This window comes from Shewanella sp. A22 (assembly GCF_053850585.1).
In genome coordinates, this window is the sequence record NZ_JBSQBN010000088.1 from 1 (window position 1) to 19,997 (window position 19,997).

The following is a 19,997-nucleotide window of genomic DNA, read 5'->3' on the forward strand; positions in this document are numbered from 1 at the left end:
TGGTCTATTTTTTTCCATAAAAAATAACACATTCCCACCCTCCATGGCGGTCAGATGCTGGAGGTAGAGTAACGCAGGAGCTTGTTACCGAGGATCACTATTCGCTTCAATCATCTGCCTTGCCTACTGCACGTTGAACTCCCACTGAAAGATCACATATTTAATAGGATTGGTATAAAAGTAGTGTTATACCAACTCGCTAATTCATGCCAATGAGTTGCTTGCGAAGCTTTGGGTGGCTGGTATTTTCCGATAACCAAATGGCTAAAAAATCGGTCGAGAACTGAGGATCACTAACTTGATAATACGGGACATCGTTAAATAAAAACGCCGCCTGAGCAGACGCATGAACCAAAAAGGTTAAGCGGTCGCCCTCTTTTACATTTGGCCAAGCATAGATCAATTGTTCACGATACTGGTTAATTTGGGTTTCACTTATGCCTAAATGTTGCCACTGTTCTACTGTGGCCTCAATTAGATCGACAGCACTAATTTCTCGATGATATTCAATATCAAGTTTCAACGGCAATTGATTAGCATGGTATTGACCATCAATTGAATACAGCTTTGCACTATAAATATCAAGCCATAGCAAACTCATGCTAGCGGAACCGACTTGTATTAACGTTGAAGATGGCTCAGTCGATAAACGTTGGCTACTATAACTCGATACTTGTTTCGCTAGTGAATCATTGATACTTAATGCAAAAAGCAACAGAACCACCAGCGCACCGACTACACCAAAAAGTAACTCCACTAACCAATGATTGAAATGACCTTGTATATTAATCGTTTCATCTACTGTTTTCATTGGCGACTCTCCAGTGTGAGATCCGCAGCATTATCGCTGCGACTGATATACAGTAATACGGGAAACAATACACTCCAGATCACTGCCAGTATCACCCCACTAGCCCATAGGCCGAGCGGTAACACGACGGCGCCAAAATCAGCGCCAGCAATATAACTCAACGCCCCAAATATACCACCCAATAGCGCTTGCCAAACCACGGCAACATGTTGAAAAAAAGCCAAGCTATAACGCAAGCTTAAGGCAAATAATAACCATAACAATGCCAGCCAATAGGGTGTATCTGTAAATGAAAACACACCAATCCAAGTAAGAAAGGTGTCAACACTCATCCCTATCACGCCACAAAAACACATTAAATTAAAATCTTGTATCTGATTTTGAGATAGTAAAAAGTGGCCAATGATGAGCACAATAGACTGTAGAACGAGTTGGTTACCAGCAAGCACACCAGACCACCAAACCAGCTGGAAGGATAATGCATTTAAAATAGTAAACAGCTTAGCATTAGGCATAGTGATACCAATCTCATTAAATATCAGGTCAGTTCAGCGTCTCTCAGGTTTTCAATTAAAGCGTACTGATACAGAAATGGTTGTTCCCTGTTAAATTGATGCAACACACAAGTGGAATACTTGAGAGATTCCACTCTGGCGGGTTTCAAAGTACGTTATGCTTCGTTAGATGTTTTCAAAATATGGCGACATGGTCTATTTTTTCCATAAAAAATAAGACATTCCCACCATCCATGACGGTCAGATACTGGAGGTAGAGCAACCCAGGTGCTTGTTACCGAGCATCACTATTCGCGTCACTCATCTGCCTTGCCTACAGCACGTTGAACTCCCGCTATTTAATAGGATTGGTATTACCTCGTCACATAACACATTGCCCACAGGCGGCGAGCAATCTAAATACCGACTAACTCAAACGATATAATGGTCTCACTGCAACAAGCTGCACGGCACTAGTGGTGCGCTCTAAAAATCCACCTTCACAATAACTAAGATAAAACTTCCACATACGAATAAAATCGTCACCATAATTTAACGCTTTAATCTTGTCGTAAGCCGAATCAAAATTTTCATGCCAGTGCTTTAATGTGCGAGCATAGTCCTTGCCCATGTCATCGATAGACCAAGTCACCATATCGGTCTTTTTAGCTATATGTTTTGTCATTTCACTCACCGACGGTAAGCACCCACCGGGGAAAATATAGCGTTGAATAAAATCAACGCTTTTGCGGTAGCTGTCGTAACGTTGATCTGCAATGGTAATGGCTTGAATTAACATGCGACCATTTGGTTTAAGTAGATGTTGTAGCTTTTCAAAAAAGCCACCAAGGTATTGATGCCCCACGGCTTCAATCATTTCTATCGATACAACCCGATCAAACTCACCCGTTAACAAGCGATAATCCTGCTTTAACAACGTAATCTTGCTTTCAAGCCCTTCTTGCTTAACACGCTTCTGGGCATAGTCATACTGCGCATCTGAAATCGTCGTGGTGGTAACATGTACGTCATAATGTTTGGCAGCATAAATGGCTAACGCCCCCCAACCAGTGCCAACTTCTAGCAAGCGTTGCCCCGCCGATAAATCTAAACGTTCACAAATCGTATGTAGCTTGTGTATTTGAGCCTCATTGAGGCTACTGTCGTCATTTGGGTATAACGCACTTGAGTACATCATCTCAGGGTCTAAAAACGCTTGATACATATCATTGCCTAAATCGTAATGCGCCAAAATATTACGCTTAGACCCCGCTTTAGAGTTACGATTCAGCCCGTGTTTTACTCGGCTAATACCATTGCTTAGCCATGAAAAGTAACGTTCAAGATTGTCGAGTAACGCTAAGTTGCGCGCAAATACTTGCACCACTTTAGTTAAGTCTGGGCTAGACCAATGACCTTGAATATAGGCTTCGCCAGCACCAATAGATCCACCAAATACCACCTGACGATAGAAATTTGCCTGCATCACTTGCATGGTCGCGTGAACATCACTTTTGGGATCTCCAAACTCTGATGTTTGATTGCCATCAACAATCGTTAAGTGACCTTCCGCAAGATGCGCTAGTGCACGAAGTAAGATTTTTCTTGCTAGGCTGTCAGATAAACTTGCTTGAGCCATGCTACTTTGTGTGGCCGTATTTTCCATGTGTCATTATCTCCAGTTCATCAACTGCTATTAGGATTTGCTGAACGTTGCTGGTTAAATTTCACCCAAAACAAAACGCATTAATCGAGCAGAATGGATTGCTGCCTCACAATCTAAGCACTATCACTTCAAGAATATGCACTCAGCAAACAATTAAACGTTTTTAGCCGCCCCTTGCGAGTAGCGTTTGTTGGTCATTTTTACTGAGTTATCGACTTTTTATGTGGAATAACCACACGATAAAAACGCTTCCTTGTCGCTCATGTTTAAGTAATAACCAACAATTTGCTTCAAAACCAACCTTAAAAGATCAACATACCCTAGTTATGTATAGGTAATACGTTGTTGCCATCCATTTGGTTTACAATTGTTTTACCGAGTATTGATTAGACTGTTTTTGTAGATTGCTTACCCACAAAAGGAATACGTTTAACAAATAGTATTAACGCTTGCCAATAAATACCCAGCATAATTTTTCCGGTCATTAGCGGAAACTGCAGCATAAAACGGCGCATATTTTTAGCGGTTATCGGTTTGCGCTTAAGCACCACACCGGCATCAAATAACTTACAGTTATCAGCATTACGATTTTCAATGATCACTTTTAAACATTTTTCAGGCGCGGTAATGCGCCATACATAGTGCATGTCTAAATTCATAAATGGCGACACATGAAATACTTTATCGGTATGGGTTGTATTGGCAATATCAACAAGATAACAATGACGTTCATTCCAAGGGGTATTACTGACCTCAGCCAACATATACACCATTTCGTCTTGGTGGTAACAAAAGTAAAAATTGACTGGGCTGAAGTAAAACCCCAAATGGCGAATTTGCCCTGAAAAAATCACCTTGTCACACACATCGCTGGCACCTAAGTGTTTAATCGTTGCCAACACCCTTTGTTTTAATGCAATGGCATCATTGCCATTACATGCTGCTGATAAAATAAGTTGATCACCAAATTGCTTATCTAACACGTTTAGGTAGTCACTGGGTTTAAATTTAAGTGGGGTAAATTTATCGGTAGAGAATAACTTACTGGTTGCCGTTATGGCTTCCACTTCATCTAAATCAATGGCCATCATCGCGAGGCTGTAACCAAAACTGTGTAATTTAGGCACGTGACGACGATGGCTCACCATCCCCGAGTATATGCCACTATTTAGGTTATCGATTTGCGATGAAGTTAATGTCATAGATTAATTCCAAACAGGTTACACACCTCAACAGCACTGCGCACACCATCCTCATGAAAACCATTATGCCAATATGCACCGGCATAATAGGTATTGTGCTTACCATTAATAAGCGATCTTTTCGCTTGAGATTTCATACTGGCATCATTAAACACTGGGTGAGCATAGTTAAATTTGCGCAATATTTTAGCATCATCAATTAAATCTGTTTGATTCAAGGTGACGCAGAACGTTGGTGCATCTTTGGGTAAAAGCTGCAAAATATTCATGTTATAAGTGACACTGGCAGGACGCTGTGCAACATCAAGTTCGTTTTCACCATCAAGGCGATAATTCCAACTGGCCCAAGCAGCTTTTCGTTTGGGTAATACATTAATATCGGTATGTAATACCACTTCGTTATTTTGATAAGCCATTGGCCCTAAAACATCCGTTTCGTCTTGACTTGGATCCGTTAACATTGCGAGTGCTTGGTTACTATGACAAGTTAATACCACATCATCAAACGGTTGCCATTCACCATTAGCGACCTGAATATGCACGCCTTCACTGCTGCGCTTAATGCCTGTAATGGGTGAGTTTAAATGGATTCGTTCTTTAAAAGGAGCCGTTAGTGGCGGAATATAACTGCGAGATCCCCCCTCAAGCACATACCATTGCGGGCGATCATTAATATTCAATAAGCCATGGTGCTGAAAAAAGCGGATAAAAAATCGCAATGAAAATGCACGCATGTCATGAATACTGGCTGACCAAATCGCCGCTCCCATTGGCAAAATATAGTGCTCGCAGAAAAAGGCTGAAAAACCTTGCTGATCTAAATATTCACCTAAAGAAGCGCTAGGGTAATTATCGGCGTCATAAATCGCTTTACAACCATTATTAAAACGAACAATTTCACCTAAGAAAGTATAAAAACTTGGTCGTAATAAATTACGACGTTGGGCAAACATACTCCATAAATTGTGGCCGTTATACTCAAGCCCTGTAATGGCATTGTTAACGCTAAAACTCATTTCTGTAGGCAGAGATTTCACCTTAAGCTGTGTCATTAATTTTTCAAAAAGGGGATACGTACGGTCATTAAATACAATAAACCCCGTGTCAATGGCATATGACTTACCTGCAACTTCCACATCAACAGTAGCAGTGTGACCACCAATGTAGTCATTGGCTTCAAATACGGTCACATTATGCTCGCGACTGAGTAAATGAGCACAGGTTAAACCGGAAATGCCAGTACCAATAACGGCGATATTTTTCATTTAGTTAATCCTTAACGCGAATGCTTATTGTAGTGAATTGACTCGGGCCCATTATTTAGGTGCCAATAACGACACTAGTAGTTTTTCAGGTAATAAAGAGGCTAACTTAAGTAACCAGGTAAATTTAGTCGGGAAATGGATTTCACGGCGTTGGCGGTGCATGCCGTTATAAATTGCCACTGCGGCTTGTTGTGCGGTTATTTTCATCGGCATCGAAAAATCATTTTTATCAGTTAGCGGTGTTTTCACAAACCCAGGACAAATAACGCTAACCCCAATACCATGCTGAGCAAGATCAACCCGTAAACTGCGGCCTAAGTAACTAATGGCGGCTTTTGATGCGCCATAAGCTTCGGCTCGAGGAAACGGCAAATATGTTGCACTAGAACTCATTAGCCCCAACTGGCCACCCTTACTGAGCAAAGGCAAAAAATGCGCTAAACAATAGCCCGTTGCAATCACGTTAATGTTTATCACCCGAGCAAACAACGCTGAGTCGAAATGCAAAGCATCATTGATGTATTCACAGCTACCAGCATTAAGTATCACTTGCTGTAACTGCCAGTGATTGTCGTGTAATAGTTGCTTAAGTTTAATTGCCGCGGCTTCAACCTGAATGTTATCAGTAATATCAAACTCAAGTGCTGTTGCACCTGTAATGGCTTTTAAAGCTTGAGTATTGCGGCCACAGGCAATGACCTCAACACCTTGTCTAAGATAATGTTCGGCCAACGCAAAACCAATGCCCGAACTGGCTCCTGTAATGAGTACAGCCGGCGTATCCACGCTTAGTGTAACCATTACTTTGCCGCTCGTTTTTTTAATATACCAATTAATCCACCTAAAAAAGGAATTTGCTCGTACAGCATTTGGCCAACATCAAAATAATCGCGGTGGGAATAGATTTTGTCTTCAAACTTAAGTTGCGACATGCCATCGACATTAATCAGCTGTCCTTTGTTCAATTTAGGATGCGAATAAGTCATGGTCCAATATAAGGCTGCTTGGGCATTATTGTTGCATACAACCACCTCTTTAATATCAAATTTAATATGGGTGACATTGAGGTACATATTGGCAAAATATTGAGTTAACGCTTTAATACCACTAACTTGATGCATTGGATCGCGGAAATGAATGTCATCACGATAAACCTGACGAAGTAAATATAAGTTATCTTTATTAAGCTGTTGATACATATTAATAAAATTATCAATAACAGCGGGTTGTCCATTAATGGATGCTGAATGGCCCATGCTTAACGGTTCTGATTTACTATCAACTATTGGCTGTGCACCTTGCATTAACAGACTCCTATTACGCGACAAAGAAACTCACGCGAACATATAAATAACAATGCCTTATATGACAATAAGATAACAGTACTTTATGTCAGTAAGATCAATATTAAATTAATACGAGGTGCTGATGAGAATAGATCAATGCATTACATAAGCCACAAAGCAAAACGCCTAAGCAGGGCTTAGGCGTTGATAAAATCAGTTAATGTTTATTCAAGAGCTAGTAACCGGTTTTGGCTACTGGTTGCCAATATTTATCGACTTCCTCTTTGATAAAGGCTTGCTTAGCTTTAATGGCGTCGGCTTCAATAAATCCAATTGCTGCATGAGCCGTTTGTTTGGTACTGATGTCAGGATATGTAACCTCTGTCACCGACAATTGGTTTAACACTCTCGCTAAAGCCTCACGTCCATAAGTAATTTGCTCGATAGCCTTGTTCAACAATGCCATCCCTTCTTTAGGATTATGAGCATATAAACCGTGCGATGCCATGGCAAAATCCCAACGCCATTGAGCATGACGAATAGACATAATAGAATCATTCATTTGCGGCCAAGTTGCGCCAGCATCCCATGCGGCTTTTGCTTCGTAATGCGCTTTAACTAATAATCCTTCAACATGTCGTGCTTTGGCATCAATGTTGGTTTTAGCTTGATCGAGCTTTTTAGTTATCGCCGCTTTACTGCTATGGCAACTGATACAACTACGATCAAAATTGTCTAATGCACCGGCAACTTTATGATCAGTAAATGTAGCGCCTTTCTCATCGGTCTCAGTCGGCATATGGCACGTTATACAAGTCACGCCTTGTTTCGCATGGGCAGAACGACTCCAATGCTCAAATTCTGGATGACGTGCTTTTAATATTGGCGTTTTAGAAATAGGGTGGATCCATTCGTAAAAGCGACGAGTGTCATAATACTTCTCAATGTCATCGGCTGAGTTGCCAAAAATCCATGGAATATTGACTTTATTATTGTTTTCAGGCTGAAAATAATAACTCACATGACATTGACCACAAACTTGTGCACCTTGCATTGTACTGTCTTGTTTTTCAAAAGGCAGTTTAATTTTGGCCATGGCATTTTGGGCATGGGGACGAGGTAACGCTAGCTCTGCACTGCCATCAACATGACAATCGCTACAATACACAACGGATTTGATTTCACGACCTAAATCAACAAAATTGGAACCAGAGAAACCTTGGATACCCATTTCTTTCATTAACCTTGGAGCGTCGGGTGTTTTGCATGTCCAGCAACTGGCCGATAAACCTTTATCACCTTCTGCTATTGCAACCCCAGTACGCAAAGTATGAGTCACATCAGCAACGGCAAATTGGTGCCCCCGAGGGCTGTGGTATTCTTTGGCAAATGACGACCCTGCCCACAAAATAATACTCGCAGGATATTGCGCCAGCATATCTTCACGCTCATCTTGCTCAACGGTTGCTTGCCAAGACTCAAACTGCTTAGGAAACTTAAGCTGATTTGGATCAACCTCTGCACTTTGTAAAGTCCAAGAAGTTAAACTTAGCAATGCCAGCCCGCTCACAATAATACTCAACCCCGCTTTGCTACGTAAAGGTCGAGTGGCAGCCATCATCACGTCTATTAATGGATTAATCATGTTACTTACCTTAAAACTGTATTTACAAAAAAGTTAGTCATGTACTAACCTGGGCGACCATCGAGTCGAGGACGCATTAAAATGGGAGCATAAAACCACACAAACATCCCAAAACCAATAAACCAAAATGCACCCGCTACCCATAACCATGTTTGCGTATACTCTGGCATAAGTAATGGCATTATCGCGCGAAACATTGCGGCAAATGCAATGCTCAAAAAGGCGAATGCCATGTTAGGGCCTTGATAAATATTACGGCTAGTATGACCAAGAGACACACGAGAAATCATGGATAAACATAATGCTGCAATACCACCTACAGCAAATAAATGTAATAACGTGCGGTAGGCATATTCATTGTCGATATTAATCGCCATCAAAATTAGCGTAATGGGTAATGATATATACGCCAAGTGCAACGACCATAACATAGGCTCTTTTAAGGTTTTATGTGCTTGCCAACGAGCAAAACGGATAAGATGCAACCCACCAGTAACGGCTAATAAAACTTGCTCAATCCCTTTAGGAAGCCAATGACTGACTGCTTGTATAAACAATAATCCCATTGCGAATAGTAACGTATTTTCTAATATACTAATGGGATCTGGCTTGGGTTGTTTAATACGCATGGCGGTAAAAAAGGGAATAACGCGGCCACCCACTATCGTAATGACCATTGCTAACCACCAAATCATCCCTTGCCATAATTGAGTAGAAAGTGAAAAATCACGCTGATATAACGCATAGTAACTGGCTAAATTAACCACCAACGCCACCACCAATAACAGCGGAAAACCGATATTGCGCCATTGCTTAACTGGATAAATGCAACGCCACAACGCCAATGCACTTAAGCCTAAAAATAAGCTGTCAAATATGGCTGGTAATATCAAAGGAATGTTCATCGGTAATAACAACATTAGCCGGGCAATTAGCCAACAACCAAAGGTCACCATTAAAGCGCGGCCCGTTATGGTGGGTTGATTGGTCCATGCTTGCACTGCTGTCAGTAAAAAACCGCACACAATAGCCATAGCAAAGCCAAATAACATTTCATGTGGATGCCACCACAATGGCACAACGTTAGCCCAAAACTCACTGCTAAATAGACTATATTGTGGCGTAAACCACCCCATTAACCACAATGGAATATATAAGGCAGCAACACTTGCCCCGCCCAGAAAAAATGGTCTAAAGCCCAAACGCCATATTGCAGGAGTGTTATCAGTTATCGCAGGGTCATCAATATTCAGCATAAGCAGTTCACTCACTAAGTGGGGTAACATCAACAAGATATAAACATGTATAATATATGAATCTTTAATATCGCCATTCTATGCTGTTACGCCATATGCTTCAATCATTAGTCATCAATCCACTGATGAGCCAAGCTCATAATGTGATCTAACGCAAAAAAGGCTGCTATCATCAAAGATGATAGCAGCCTGTCGTGTATTTGCTGATTTATCGAACCTCAGGGTTTATACGGTTGAATCAATTAAAAAACATTAACCACGTTTTAGTGCACTTAATATTTCTATTGCTCTTAGGCGCGCCATTTTGTGTTCCACTATCGGCGCTGGATAAGCTTGGTTATTAGTGTGTGCAAATAGATCATTCACATTAACTGTTTTAGGTTGATGAATTTCAGTTAAAGACCAAACCGTAATTTCAGGAATAAAACGTTTTATAAAACTGGCATCAGGATCAAATTTACTGCTTTGGGTCATTGGGTTAAAGACCCTAAAATAAGGTTGTGCATCGCAACCTGTTCCAGCTGACCATTGCCAGCCACCATTATTAGCCGCTAAATCACCATCAATGAGCTTTTGTCTAAAGTAACGCTCTCCCCAACGCCAATCAACCAACAAATGTTTGGTTAAAAAGCTAGCGACCACCATACGCAAACGATTATGCATCCAACCCGTTTGATTTAATTGGCGCATTGCTGCATCGACAATAGGGTAACCGGTTTTTCCTTCGCACCAAGCTTTAAACTCATTGGGATTATTGCGCCAAGCAATACCTTTACCCAGTTCATTAAAATTATGCGCCATTGACAAACGCGGAAATGCCACCAGCAAGTGACGATAAAACTCACGCCAAATAAGCTCATTTAACCACGTTTTAGCAGGGCACGTATCATCCACTAATGCTTCTGGATAACGGGCTAAAATAGCACTAACACACTGACGGGAACTGATCACACCAATGGCTAAAAAAGGCGACAGTCTACTTGTGCCTTCTAATGCAGGAAAGTCACGTTCGCTTTGATAGTCTGCCACTTGAGTCGCTAAAAACTGATCGAGCACTCGTTTAGCCGCGCCCTCACCTGCAGCCCAATGTTCACTATTAGTCTTATCGCAGCCAAACTTAATATGTGGCGGAGAGGTCAATGCCGCAGCCACTGGGGCTGGTACCGCCAAAGGCACAATAGCTTTTTGGCTGGCGATACTTTTCCATTTTTTAGCAAATGGGGTAAACACCTTATACATATCACCAGACAAGTTTTGTACTTGGCCAGCAGCCAGTACGCAGTCTTGATCGATGACCGTTAATGGCATACCACCATCAATTAAAGCACTATCACGACGACGCTCATTGATTTCAGGTTCGCTACCAGCAAAAATAGCAGCGATATCATATTTGGCAATATAATGGGTTAATTCAGGTTCGATGTCGTCAAATAACTCGACATGCAATACATCGAGTGCAATACCCAAGGCGGCTAATGATTGTGCCAATAAATTCACATGTCGCTGGATAAAATCAATTTGTATCGGCGCAACATCATGTTGTGCCCATTGAGCAGGCGTAACAAAGTACACCGCTTTAACGTGTCCTTGATGTTGTTTAGCAAACTCACAGGCAGCAAATAATGCCGGATTATCTGCAACTCGTAAGTCCTGCCTAAACCACATCAAGCTATTTTTCGTCGTCATTTACACAACCTAGTAAGCATAACGAAGCTTAAGTGCTTCGGGGTGCGGGTTTAGATACACTTGTTCTTCAATATATGGCGTATGAAACTCGCGCACATAGTGATTAATCAAGGTAATTGGCACTAATAAAGGCAACAGCCCTTGGCGATACTTTAAAATCGATTCGCTCAACTCTTCTTTTTGACTCGCACTTAATTGCTTTTTAAAATAACCTTGAATGTGCTGCAATGTACTGGTGTGGTTTTTACGTGTCGCAATAATTTTTAACGCCGTCATAAAGCCTTCGAAATACTGCTGTGCTGTCTGTTCTAAATCTTGAATATCAGCCAATATTGGACCTAACTCGCGATACCATTTAGGACTGTGGGCCATGAGTAAGTATTTATAGCGCGAATGGAACTGCATCAGCTTGTGCTTTGTTAAGCCAGACTGGTTCATTTTTTGCCAATCGCTATAAGCAAATATCCGCGTAAAAAAGTTTTCCCGTAGTGGCAAATCGTGTAACCGCCCTTCTTCTTCAACTGGTAACAATGGATAACGTTCCATTAAAGCCTTGGCAAATACACCTACACCGGTTTTGGATCCATTATTGGTACCAATTTTATATTCGGTGACACGCTCCATCCCGCAAGTAGGCGATTTAGCACATAAGATATAACCACCTAAATAATCTAACTCTTCAACTTTGGCTTTAGAATATTCATTTAGCTTATCAGTAACATCGACCGAGCCGTCGGCACTGCGAATATGAACCACATCGCCATCTCTAATTTGGCGTATGCTTTTGCGTGGCGCGCCCATACCTATCGCCATTTCAGGACAAACGGTGGTGTATTCAAAAAAAGGTTCGATTTCTTGTTTGCAGTAATAGGAATTCTTGTGCCCGCCATCAAAGCGAACTTGATTACCGAGAAGACAGCTGCTGATCCCTATTCGGATTTTTTCTGGCACAAATGAGACTGTATTGGGCATGTAATGCACTCCTGTGGCAATAATGACATTGCAGATATCGGCATGATTAATTTTTTTGTTTTAGTGTTTTTTATACGAAGGATGAATCAATTAAGTTCATTATTTATAGGCTGTTTTAGATAAAATTTGAAGTAAAACAACAAAAAGCAGAGCTTAAGCTCTGCTTTTTATCAAAATAAGACAATTTACTGAGCTTTAGCTTTGTTACCTACGTACTCTAAGCTCCACACTATGCCTATCCCCACAAGTACACAAACAATGGCAAGCATCAGTTGTGAGGCTTCACCTGTGACTTGTTCAAACTGAAAAGGTGATAAGTTTTGTTCTAATAAAGGAACTTGCTCACCTTTACTGTTTTCACGCCAGCTGATGACTTCTTTCCAAGGCCAAATTTTTCCTAGGGTACCAAGCATCAAACCAGTTAAGAACAGCACCGTGGCATCATGAAACTTGCGTAATAACGTTGATAACACATGGCTAAAACTTAACAGCCCAATAACCGCACCTGCAGCAAAGCAAGCTAAATAAACAATGTCTAAACCTTTTGCTGCGGCTAAAACGGCAGGATACATACCCAATAACAGTAAAATAAAGCTCCCAGAGATACCCGGTAAAATCATCGCACAAATAGTAATAGCACCACACATAAAAAAATTAAGGTATGTAGCCTGCATCTCAATCGGATGTAATACCGTAATAAACCAAGCAAAAGCAACCCCAAGCATAAAGATGATGATACGAATAACAGTGAACTTATCCACTTGCCTGATCATATGAATGACCGAATAAATGATTAACCCGAAAAAGAACGACCACACCGGAATAGGATGTGTGACCAATAACCACGAGATCAATTTAGCTAACGTAAAGATACTGGTTAAGATACCGCCAAATACACATAATAAAAAAGGACCATCAATGTGTAAAAAAGCTGCTTTAACACCTTGTTGTTTAATGATGCCAAACAAAGAAAAATTGATTTTGCGAATGCCGTCTAATAGCGGATCTAATATACCCGTAATGAACGCGATGGTACCGCCTGACACACCCGGAACCACATCAGCAGCTCCCATAGCCATGCCTTTGATGTAGCTCAACAACAAGTTAATTTTCAAAATTTATCCTTAAAGAGTCAAAACCCGTAAATTATACCTGCCTGTAAGTAAATGAGCGATGGAAAATATAGATCTACTCTTCACCAGAGGTTACAACAATGTTAACCTCATCCGACCAGAGAACTTATTTACAGAATAACCAGAGTCTTTTCAATGACCCAAATTAAACCCAATAAAGTGATGTCACTGTATAAAAAAGTGACATCTTATCCTTTCGGAAAACACATATTCTCTAAAATGGTGTCACGTATGGCGCCTTATTTTGCCACAGTGCACCCTTATATAAGCAACTTACAAGTTAACCGCTGTGAATGTTTAATTAAAAAACGTAAAAAAGTTCAAAACCATATTGGTACCGTACATGTTATTGCCATTTGTAATGGCTTAGAAATGGCAATGGGCACGATGGCAGAAGCATCTATCCCAGCCCATTTACGCTGGATCCCTAAAGGCATGAGCGTTGATTACACTGCAAAAGCGGGATCTGATATTTTGTGTGTTGCAGAGGTAAAACCAGAGCAATGGCAAGTCGGTGATATGTTAGTTGACGTTAAAGCCTACGACACTGACGGTGTAATCGTCGTTCAAGGGCACATTAAGCTATGGATTTCAGAAAAACCTAAAAAATAATCATTAATATAATATTAATTTCATCTTTGCTAGGGAAGCACAATGTTAAAAAACGATCTATCAAAAGTAAGCACCAATCACTTAGGTAAAATAATCCCAATATCAATATTGTTAATCATGCTTATCAGCTTATATGGAAGTTGGTACACAATTGACCAAGGTGAACGTGGTGTATTACTGCGAAACGGTAAAATTATCGATACCGCAGAACCCGGCCTTGGATTCAAAATCCCACTGATGGACACAGTGGTTAAAATTTCAACCCAAACGCACACTGCAAGTTACCAAGCGCTGCAAGCTTATAGTCGCGATCAACAACCTGCGACATTACGTGCGTCAGTGACATTCAGCGTACCGCCTGATCGCGTTGAAGAAGTGTATGCTAAATTCAAAGGCATCGACTCTATGGTGTCACGTTTGCTCGACCGCCAAGTGCCAACTCAAGTTGAAAACATCTTTGGTAAGTACACCGCCATTTCTGCAGTACAAGAGCGTATTAAATTTGGTATTGATGTCACAGACGCCATTACTAAATCCATTAAAGGTCCGGTCACGATTACCTCTGTACAAATTGAAAATATCGACTTTTCTAACGCTTATGAGAAATCTGTAGAAGACAGAATGCGCGCCGAAGTAGAGGTACAAACCCAACTGCAAAATCTTGAAAAAGAACGTGTTAGTGCACAAATTGCCGTAACACAAGCACAAGCAGAAGCTGACTCGCAATTAGCCCGGGCGATTGCTGAAGCTGAGAGTATCCGGATTAAAGGTAATGCTGAAGCATCTGCCATTAAAATTCGTGCTGAAGCACTCGCGCAAAACCAAAACTTGGTTGAACTCACCAAAGCTGAACGTTGGGATGGCAAGCTACCAACAACGATGCTACCTACTGGCACTATTCCATTTTTAGAAGTTCAAAAAAACAAATAAACATCAACGAGTAACCGACTAAAAGCCAAGCACATTGCTTGTTTTTTATTTCGTCGACAGTTCAATTGACTGACATCGTTATTTCATTAATGATGTTATTCAAAATAAGATAATACTTTTATACCGTTCACCCATTGCAAAAGGAATTCAGCAACGAACATGGATAAGCATAGCGCTCCGATTCAAAAAACACGTTTGGCTAATCTTGATGCAATCAGAGGGCTTGGTGTATTAGGGATCTTTTTCCTGAATATTTATTTTATGGGTAATAGCCTCTATGGCTATGCTCCTCATAATGTGCAGCCGACAGCGGATATTGCAATTAAAGTGTTCAGCAACTTCTTTTTAGAAGGACGTTTTTTTAGTCTATTTGCCATGCTGTTTGGTGCTGGAATGCTAATCCAATATCAAAATTATCAGTCAGACTTAACTTTATTTGCGTTAAAAAAACATTTGAACCAACAAAAGTGGCGCTTATATTGGCTGATTATCTTTGGCATTATCCATGCTATTTTTATTTTCCCAGGTGATATTTTATTATCATACGGTGTCAGTGGACTATTGGCGTTTAAGTATCGCGATATTGATGCAAACGCGCTCATTCGGAAGGCAAAATGGTTTATTTTTATGTCACTTATTCCAATAGCCATCATATCGCTCACCCCTGACGATCAAGTGTATTTGCGCGACTCCCCATTTTTTCTTGAACAACTTGCCACCTGGACAGGCAGTTATTCAGAACAATTACATATGCACTTTATGTTGTTCATTTACATGACATTATTGATTCCGTTGGCATTAATGTGGTTTATTGCTGGATTGATGTTAATTGGTATGGCACTGTACAAACGCAATATATTCAGACACGGTTTTGATAAAAAATCCCTTAGCCGTTTTGTGTTTTGGGCTTTGACTTTGTCACTTATTGACTCAATGTTAGGTTTCAGCGGTAACATTATGTTGGCAAGTTTATCGAGTGTGATTGTGCAACTTAGCGCCATAGCGTGCGCGTTGGTGTATATCCATTTAATTTGCTTGCTGTGTAAAAACGATCCTAATCGCTTAACCCCACTACAAAATGTTGGCAAGTTGGCGTTTAGTCTGTACATCTTACAGTCAATCGTCGGGGTTTTATTATTGCGTTACATTGCTCCACAATGGCAACAAGAACTTGATCGCATTGGCTATGTATCAATTGCCATTATCTACAGCATCGCGCAATTGATATTAGCACATCTGTATTTACGCTATTTAAACCAAGGTCCATTAGAAAAGCTTTGGCGCTTCTTAGTATCAAAGCATGAATAATTGACAGCCAAAACATGAGCACGTTTATATTGGGTTCTGGTATCGCGCTTTGCTCTAGCCTGAGTAACCGCGTAAGCTGATTAGCCCCTTAGGTATAAGCAGAGTGATGCAGCTTAACCATTACAAGACGATCAATTTGAACGCTATGGCCAATTGACCTTGCATTGTGTCACATAGCCGGTCAGCTTTATTGTTCTCGACACCAATAATGGGATAACAAGAAAGTACACCTTAGTATATAGTGTCACGGGTAACATAAAGCGTTCAGACTTTGGTATGACTAGCGGTCCCCCCTCTGGTCGGCAACGAAGTTCAACATGACATTCACGCTGAATGTTTAAATAAATAATCTTATGTCTCACCACAGATAATCAATAATATGAATAAATTTGCGTGGTTAATGATGCTGTGTATTGGTGGGGTGTTAGGCGCCATTCAACCATGGTTAGCAGGCCTATATTGCATAATAAATTTAACCACATTTGGGTTATATTACCGTGACAAATCAGCTGCAAAGCAAGGACGCTGGCGTATTAGCGAACGTACCTTGCAACTATTTGCACTATTAGGTGGCTGGCCTGCAGCTTTATTAGGTCAATATCATTTACGTCATAAAACTCAAAAAACGCCATTTAAGCTCATATTTTGGTGCTGTATTTTGCTCAATGTGAGCGTTTTCGGTGCCGCGTGGTATTTATACCAACTCCAATAATGATCTGGTTAATATAAAACCCTCAAGCTCTTCAATTAAAGAGCCATTGATGAAGAAATAGTTGCTTCATTTTCATTAACGCAATTCCCCCAGCATAACCCAATAGTGAATACGATTAATCATTATATTCAGACAGGTCAAGTGTACTAACGTCCCCTAGTCCAAACGAGCCTAAGTACTTGATAAGAAATATTGCCTATTTGATAGGCGTTAAGGTTTTGCGGTAAACTCCCCCTACAAAAAACCATTATTAGAGAATTACTATGCGTATGATTTTGGCCGTTGTGGTCATTGCAGGAGTGATATTTTACTTTTTCAGCCAAATGAACAATTCAAAAGCGACAAAAGAGAACATTGAGCAAGGTAAAGTATTTTTAGCCGACAATGCCAAACGCAAAGGGGTGATACAAACCTTGTCTGGGTTGCAGTATGAAATATTAACCAAAAGCGACAATACTGAACACCCTAAAGCCAACAGTAAAGTAACCGTTCATTATCACGGTACGCTAATCGATGGCACTGTTTTCGACAGCTCTGTTGATCGCGGCGAAACTATCAGTTTTGGTTTAAATCAAGTCATCAAAGGCTGGACCGAAGGTGTACAGTTGATGACAGTGGGCGATAAATTCCGTTTTTATATTCCTAGTCAACTCGCTTATGGCAACCGCTCTACCGGTAAAATTAAAGGTGGTTCAGTACTCATCTTTGATGTTGAGTTATTTGAAATCAATTAATCGTCAATGAGTCTCTACCTAATCTGAAATAGCAAAAAACCTCTATCTGGAGGTTTTTTGCTATTGCATACAATATCAATTTACAATTTTTTGCCTGCCTACAGGTATTATACAAGCGACTTCGCTTGCCAGTTTACCGTCACACTTGCGATAATCGAAGTTCATTCTACAGAGCTGAGTTCATCAGTCGCCTCCAACGGAGAAACCATGTCCAATATTATTGCTACCCGCCTTAACGCCATTCGTCAGCAGCTTGAAGCCAACCAAATAGATGCATTCATTATTCCCCGCGCTGACGAATATTTAGGTGAATATGTCCCTGCTCGTAATGAGCGTTTACATTGGGCGACTGGCTTTACTGGGTCTGCAGGCATGGCAATCGTGCTAAAAGACCGAGCGGCAATATTTACAGACGGTCGTTACACTGTGCAAGTACGCCAACAGGTAGACGGTAATTTATTTGAGTATTTAAGCCTGCATGACGACCCACAAATTGACTGGTTAATCGATACATTACCAGCAGGCTCGAGCGTCGGCATAGACAGTCGCCTACATACCCTAGCTTGGTATCAACAAACTAAAGCGCAATTTGATAAAGCCCAAATCAATTTAGTTGAAGTGGATAACAACCCGATTGATGTCAGTTGGTTAGACCGCCCTGCACCGTCAGCATCCACCATGACTTTATTTAGCCACCAAGGCGCTGGACGTAATAGTGTCGAGAAACGTCAACAAATTGGTCAATTGATTAACAAGCAAGGTGCCGATATAGCCCTTATCGCTGCATTAGATTCATGCTGTTGGTTACTGAATATCCGTGGTAACGACGTTCCGCGCTTCCCCGTCATACTTGGCTGCGGATTATTATCAACCAATGGCGACATGACCTTTTTTACCGATTTAGCGAAAGTGCCGCAAAATATTGAACAACACGTAGGTGCTGGGGTAAGTTTTAAAGATGAAGCCGAGCTGGCTACCGTACTTGCACAAATGAATGGTGTTAAGTTATTAGCCGACCCTCATTCTGCCAACGCCTATTCGCAATTACTGGCACAAAAAGGCGGTGCTAAACTGATTGTTGGCACTGACCCTGTTTCATTACCTAAAGCACAAAAGAATGATGCCGAATTAGCTGGTATGCGAGCGTGTCATATTCGTGATGGCGCTGCCGTTAGCCGTTTTTTAGCTTGGTTAGACAGCCAAGTCGAACAGAACATTATGCACGATGAAGCGCAACTGGCTGACAAATTAGAAAGCTTTAGATTACAAGACCCGCTGTATCGCGAGCCAAGCTTTGACACTATTTCAGCCACCGGCGCCAATGCTGCCATGTGCCATTACAACCACAATAATGGCACCCCAAGCACCATGACCATGGACAGCATTTACTTAGTCGATTCTGGCGCCCAATACCTAGACGGCACAACGGATGTCACCCGCACCATCGCCATAGGTAAAGTGACCGACGAGCAAAAGAAAATGGTCACCTTAGTGTTAAAAGGTCATATCGCGTTAGATACCGCCCGCTTCCCCAAAGGGACTACAGGCCAACAACTTGATGGCTTTGCCCGTCAGTATTTATGGCAACACGGTTTTGATTATGATCACGGAACTGGCCACGGTGTCGGTCATTTTTTAAGTGTTCATGAAGGCCCACAACGCATAGGTAAAAACCTTAATGGCGTGGCACTGTTGTCAGGCATGGTGTTATCAAATGAACCTGGCTACTACCGTGCCGATGCCTTTGGAATTCGCATCGAAAACCTAGTAACCGTTAAACCTTGCCAAGCGCTACAAGGTGCTGAACGTGAAATGTACGAGTTTGATGTATTAACCCATATTCCAATGGATGCACGCTTAATTGATAAGTCATTGTTAACTGATTTTGAGGTGAATTGGTTTAATCAATATCAGCAAAAAGTACGTCAAACTTTAACTCCATTGATGCAAGGCGACGAGTTAGCTTGGCTAAACAAAGTGACCGCCGCTATTTAAGCGTTAACGCTGTTCAAAATAACACGCAAGCACTGAATATGGGGCTTTGGACGAATAACTCGCCAAAGCCCTTTATCAATTTCGCATTAGCCACTAACGCGTTTAATCACTTGTCCTCGGAACACAGTAATACCAATCTCATTAAATATCTGGTCAGTTCATTGTCTCTCAGGTTTTTCAATTCAAGGCACATTGATGTAGAAATGGTTGTTCCCTTTTAAATCGATGTAACACAGAAGTGGAATACCTGAGAGACTCCATTCTGGCGGGTTTCAAAGTCCTTTATGCTT

At 41.1% G+C, this 19,997-nt stretch carries 18 protein-coding genes; 6 read left to right on the forward strand and 12 right to left on the reverse strand.

The genetic code is table 11. The features are described 5' to 3' along the window. Window positions 1-199 precede the first annotated feature (199 nt). From ACWXWT_RS14705 to ACWXWT_RS14760, 12 genes are all read right to left on the reverse strand, one after another. On the reverse strand, window positions 200-811 hold the full coding sequence (locus ACWXWT_RS14705) for a chalcone isomerase family protein (RefSeq protein WP_456042327.1): 612 nt from the start codon (window positions 809-811) through the stop codon (window positions 200-202). Next, complete coding sequence (locus ACWXWT_RS14710) at window positions 808-1,326, reverse strand: DUF2878 domain-containing protein (RefSeq protein ID WP_456042328.1); 519 nt, start codon at window positions 1,324-1,326, stop codon at window positions 808-810. The genes ACWXWT_RS14705 and ACWXWT_RS14710 overlap by 4 nt, the downstream gene beginning before the upstream one ends. A gap of 406 nt (window positions 1,327-1,732) precedes the next feature. Continuing rightward, on the reverse strand, window positions 1,733-2,971 hold the full coding sequence (locus tag ACWXWT_RS14715; RefSeq protein WP_456042329.1) for a class I SAM-dependent methyltransferase: 1,239 nt from the start codon (window positions 2,969-2,971) through the stop codon (window positions 1,733-1,735). A gap of 386 nt (window positions 2,972-3,357) precedes the next feature. Continuing rightward, window positions 3,358-4,173, reverse strand: coding sequence for a DUF1365 domain-containing protein (locus ACWXWT_RS14720; protein WP_456042330.1), 816 nt, complete (start codon window positions 4,171-4,173; stop codon window positions 3,358-3,360). Beyond that, on the reverse strand, window positions 4,170-5,438 hold the full coding sequence (locus ACWXWT_RS14725) for an NAD(P)/FAD-dependent oxidoreductase (RefSeq protein WP_456042331.1): 1,269 nt from the start codon (window positions 5,436-5,438) through the stop codon (window positions 4,170-4,172). Before ACWXWT_RS14725 ends, ACWXWT_RS14720 begins: the two co-directional genes overlap by 4 nt. Window positions 5,439-5,489: 51 nt before the next feature. Then, a complete protein-coding gene (locus ACWXWT_RS14730) occupies window positions 5,490-6,239 on the reverse strand; it encodes an SDR family NAD(P)-dependent oxidoreductase (RefSeq protein ID WP_456042332.1) in 750 nt (249 codons plus the stop codon). Next, complete coding sequence (locus ACWXWT_RS14735) at window positions 6,239-6,694, reverse strand: nuclear transport factor 2 family protein (RefSeq protein ID WP_456042343.1); 456 nt, start codon at window positions 6,692-6,694, stop codon at window positions 6,239-6,241. Before ACWXWT_RS14735 ends, ACWXWT_RS14730 begins: the two co-directional genes overlap by 1 nt. 265 nt (window positions 6,695-6,959) lie before the next feature. Beyond that, window positions 6,960-8,369 carry an ammonia-forming cytochrome c nitrite reductase subunit c552 gene (locus tag ACWXWT_RS14740; RefSeq protein WP_456042333.1) on the reverse strand — a complete coding sequence of 470 codons (1,410 nt, stop codon included), beginning with the start codon at window positions 8,367-8,369 and terminating at the stop codon, window positions 6,960-6,962. Window positions 8,370-8,413: 44 nt separating this feature from the next. After that, on the reverse strand, window positions 8,414-9,625 hold the full coding sequence (locus tag ACWXWT_RS14745) for an NnrS family protein (RefSeq protein ID WP_456042334.1): 1,212 nt from the start codon (window positions 9,623-9,625) through the stop codon (window positions 8,414-8,416). A gap of 252 nt (window positions 9,626-9,877) precedes the next feature. Further along, window positions 9,878-11,311 (reverse strand): deoxyribodipyrimidine photo-lyase, encoded by a 1,434-nt coding sequence (phrB, locus tag ACWXWT_RS14750; protein WP_456042335.1) that lies wholly within the window; start codon window positions 11,309-11,311, stop codon window positions 9,878-9,880. Window positions 11,312-11,320: 9 nt separating this feature from the next. Next, entirely contained in the window at window positions 11,321-12,283 is a 963-nt protein-coding gene (locus ACWXWT_RS14755; RefSeq protein ID WP_456042336.1) for a YbgA family protein, read from the reverse strand. A gap of 185 nt (window positions 12,284-12,468) precedes the next feature. Next, window positions 12,469-13,392, reverse strand: a complete 924-nt coding sequence (locus ACWXWT_RS14760; RefSeq protein ID WP_456042344.1) for a DUF368 domain-containing protein — start codon at window positions 13,390-13,392, stop codon at window positions 12,469-12,471. A 159-nt stretch (window positions 13,393-13,551) separates the two neighbouring features. On the opposite strand from ACWXWT_RS14760, the gene ACWXWT_RS14765 reads away from it, so the two are divergent. The 6 genes from ACWXWT_RS14765 to ACWXWT_RS14790 all read left to right on the forward strand — a co-directional run bounded on the left by ACWXWT_RS14765 (window position 13,552) and on the right by ACWXWT_RS14790 (window position 19,707). Beyond that, window positions 13,552-14,028 carry a hotdog fold domain-containing protein gene (locus ACWXWT_RS14765; protein WP_456042337.1) on the forward strand — a complete coding sequence of 159 codons (477 nt, stop codon included), beginning with the start codon at window positions 13,552-13,554 and terminating at the stop codon, window positions 14,026-14,028. Between the two features lie 42 nt (window positions 14,029-14,070). Next, a complete protein-coding gene (locus ACWXWT_RS14770; protein ID WP_456042338.1) occupies window positions 14,071-14,958 on the forward strand; it encodes an SPFH domain-containing protein in 888 nt (295 codons plus the stop codon). Between the two features lie 159 nt (window positions 14,959-15,117). After that, window positions 15,118-16,266 (forward strand): DUF418 domain-containing protein, encoded by a 1,149-nt coding sequence (locus ACWXWT_RS14775; RefSeq protein ID WP_456042339.1) that lies wholly within the window; start codon window positions 15,118-15,120, stop codon window positions 16,264-16,266. A gap of 379 nt (window positions 16,267-16,645) precedes the next feature. Beyond that, entirely contained in the window at window positions 16,646-16,978 is a 333-nt protein-coding gene (locus ACWXWT_RS14780) for a DUF1294 domain-containing protein (RefSeq protein ID WP_456042340.1), read from the forward strand. A gap of 263 nt (window positions 16,979-17,241) precedes the next feature. After that, the gene (locus tag ACWXWT_RS14785; RefSeq protein ID WP_456042341.1) at window positions 17,242-17,712 is read left to right on the forward strand and encodes an FKBP-type peptidyl-prolyl cis-trans isomerase; all 471 of its coding nucleotides are present in this window, start codon (window positions 17,242-17,244) and stop codon (window positions 17,710-17,712) included. A 207-nt stretch (window positions 17,713-17,919) separates the two neighbouring features. Then, window positions 17,920-19,707, forward strand: a complete 1,788-nt coding sequence (locus ACWXWT_RS14790; protein WP_456042342.1) for an aminopeptidase P family protein — start codon at window positions 17,920-17,922, stop codon at window positions 19,705-19,707. Window positions 19,708-19,997 lie beyond the last annotated feature (290 nt).

What these genes read in the sequence shown, in the direction of transcription:
- ACWXWT_RS14705 (WP_456042327.1), bottom strand. Translation starts at nt 811, where the DNA reads ATGAAAACAGTAGATGAAACGATTAATATACAAGGTCATTTCAATCAT.
- ACWXWT_RS14710 (WP_456042328.1), bottom strand. Translation starts at nt 1,326, where the DNA reads ATGCCTAATGCTAAGCTGTTTACTATTTTAAATGCATTATCCTTCCAG.
- ACWXWT_RS14715 (WP_456042329.1), bottom strand. Translation starts at nt 2,971, where the DNA reads ATGGAAAATACGGCCACACAAAGTAGCATGGCTCAAGCAAGTTTATCT.
- ACWXWT_RS14720 (WP_456042330.1), bottom strand. Translation starts at nt 4,173, where the DNA reads ATGACATTAACTTCATCGCAAATCGATAACCTAAATAGTGGCATATAC.
- ACWXWT_RS14725 (WP_456042331.1), bottom strand. Translation starts at nt 5,438, where the DNA reads ATGAAAAATATCGCCGTTATTGGTACTGGCATTTCCGGTTTAACCTGT.
- ACWXWT_RS14730 (WP_456042332.1), bottom strand. Translation starts at nt 6,239, where the DNA reads ATGGTTACACTAAGCGTGGATACGCCGGCTGTACTCATTACAGGAGCC.
- ACWXWT_RS14735 (WP_456042343.1), bottom strand. Translation starts at nt 6,694, where the DNA reads ATGGGCCATTCAGCATCCATTAATGGACAACCCGCTGTTATTGATAAT.
- ACWXWT_RS14740 (WP_456042333.1), bottom strand. Translation starts at nt 8,369, where the DNA reads ATGATTAATCCATTAATAGACGTGATGATGGCTGCCACTCGACCTTTA.
- ACWXWT_RS14745 (WP_456042334.1), bottom strand. Translation starts at nt 9,625, where the DNA reads ATGCTGAATATTGATGACCCTGCGATAACTGATAACACTCCTGCAATA.
- phrB (WP_456042335.1), bottom strand. Translation starts at nt 11,311, where the DNA reads ATGACGACGAAAAATAGCTTGATGTGGTTTAGGCAGGACTTACGAGTT.
- ACWXWT_RS14755 (WP_456042336.1), bottom strand. Translation starts at nt 12,283, where the DNA reads ATGCCCAATACAGTCTCATTTGTGCCAGAAAAAATCCGAATAGGGATC.
- ACWXWT_RS14765 (WP_456042337.1), top strand. Translation starts at nt 13,552, where the DNA reads ATGACCCAAATTAAACCCAATAAAGTGATGTCACTGTATAAAAAAGTG.
- ACWXWT_RS14770 (WP_456042338.1), top strand. Translation starts at nt 14,071, where the DNA reads ATGTTAAAAAACGATCTATCAAAAGTAAGCACCAATCACTTAGGTAAA.
- ACWXWT_RS14775 (WP_456042339.1), top strand. Translation starts at nt 15,118, where the DNA reads ATGGATAAGCATAGCGCTCCGATTCAAAAAACACGTTTGGCTAATCTT.
- ACWXWT_RS14780 (WP_456042340.1), top strand. Translation starts at nt 16,646, where the DNA reads ATGAATAAATTTGCGTGGTTAATGATGCTGTGTATTGGTGGGGTGTTA.
- ACWXWT_RS14785 (WP_456042341.1), top strand. Translation starts at nt 17,242, where the DNA reads ATGCGTATGATTTTGGCCGTTGTGGTCATTGCAGGAGTGATATTTTAC.
- ACWXWT_RS14790 (WP_456042342.1), top strand. Translation starts at nt 17,920, where the DNA reads ATGTCCAATATTATTGCTACCCGCCTTAACGCCATTCGTCAGCAGCTT.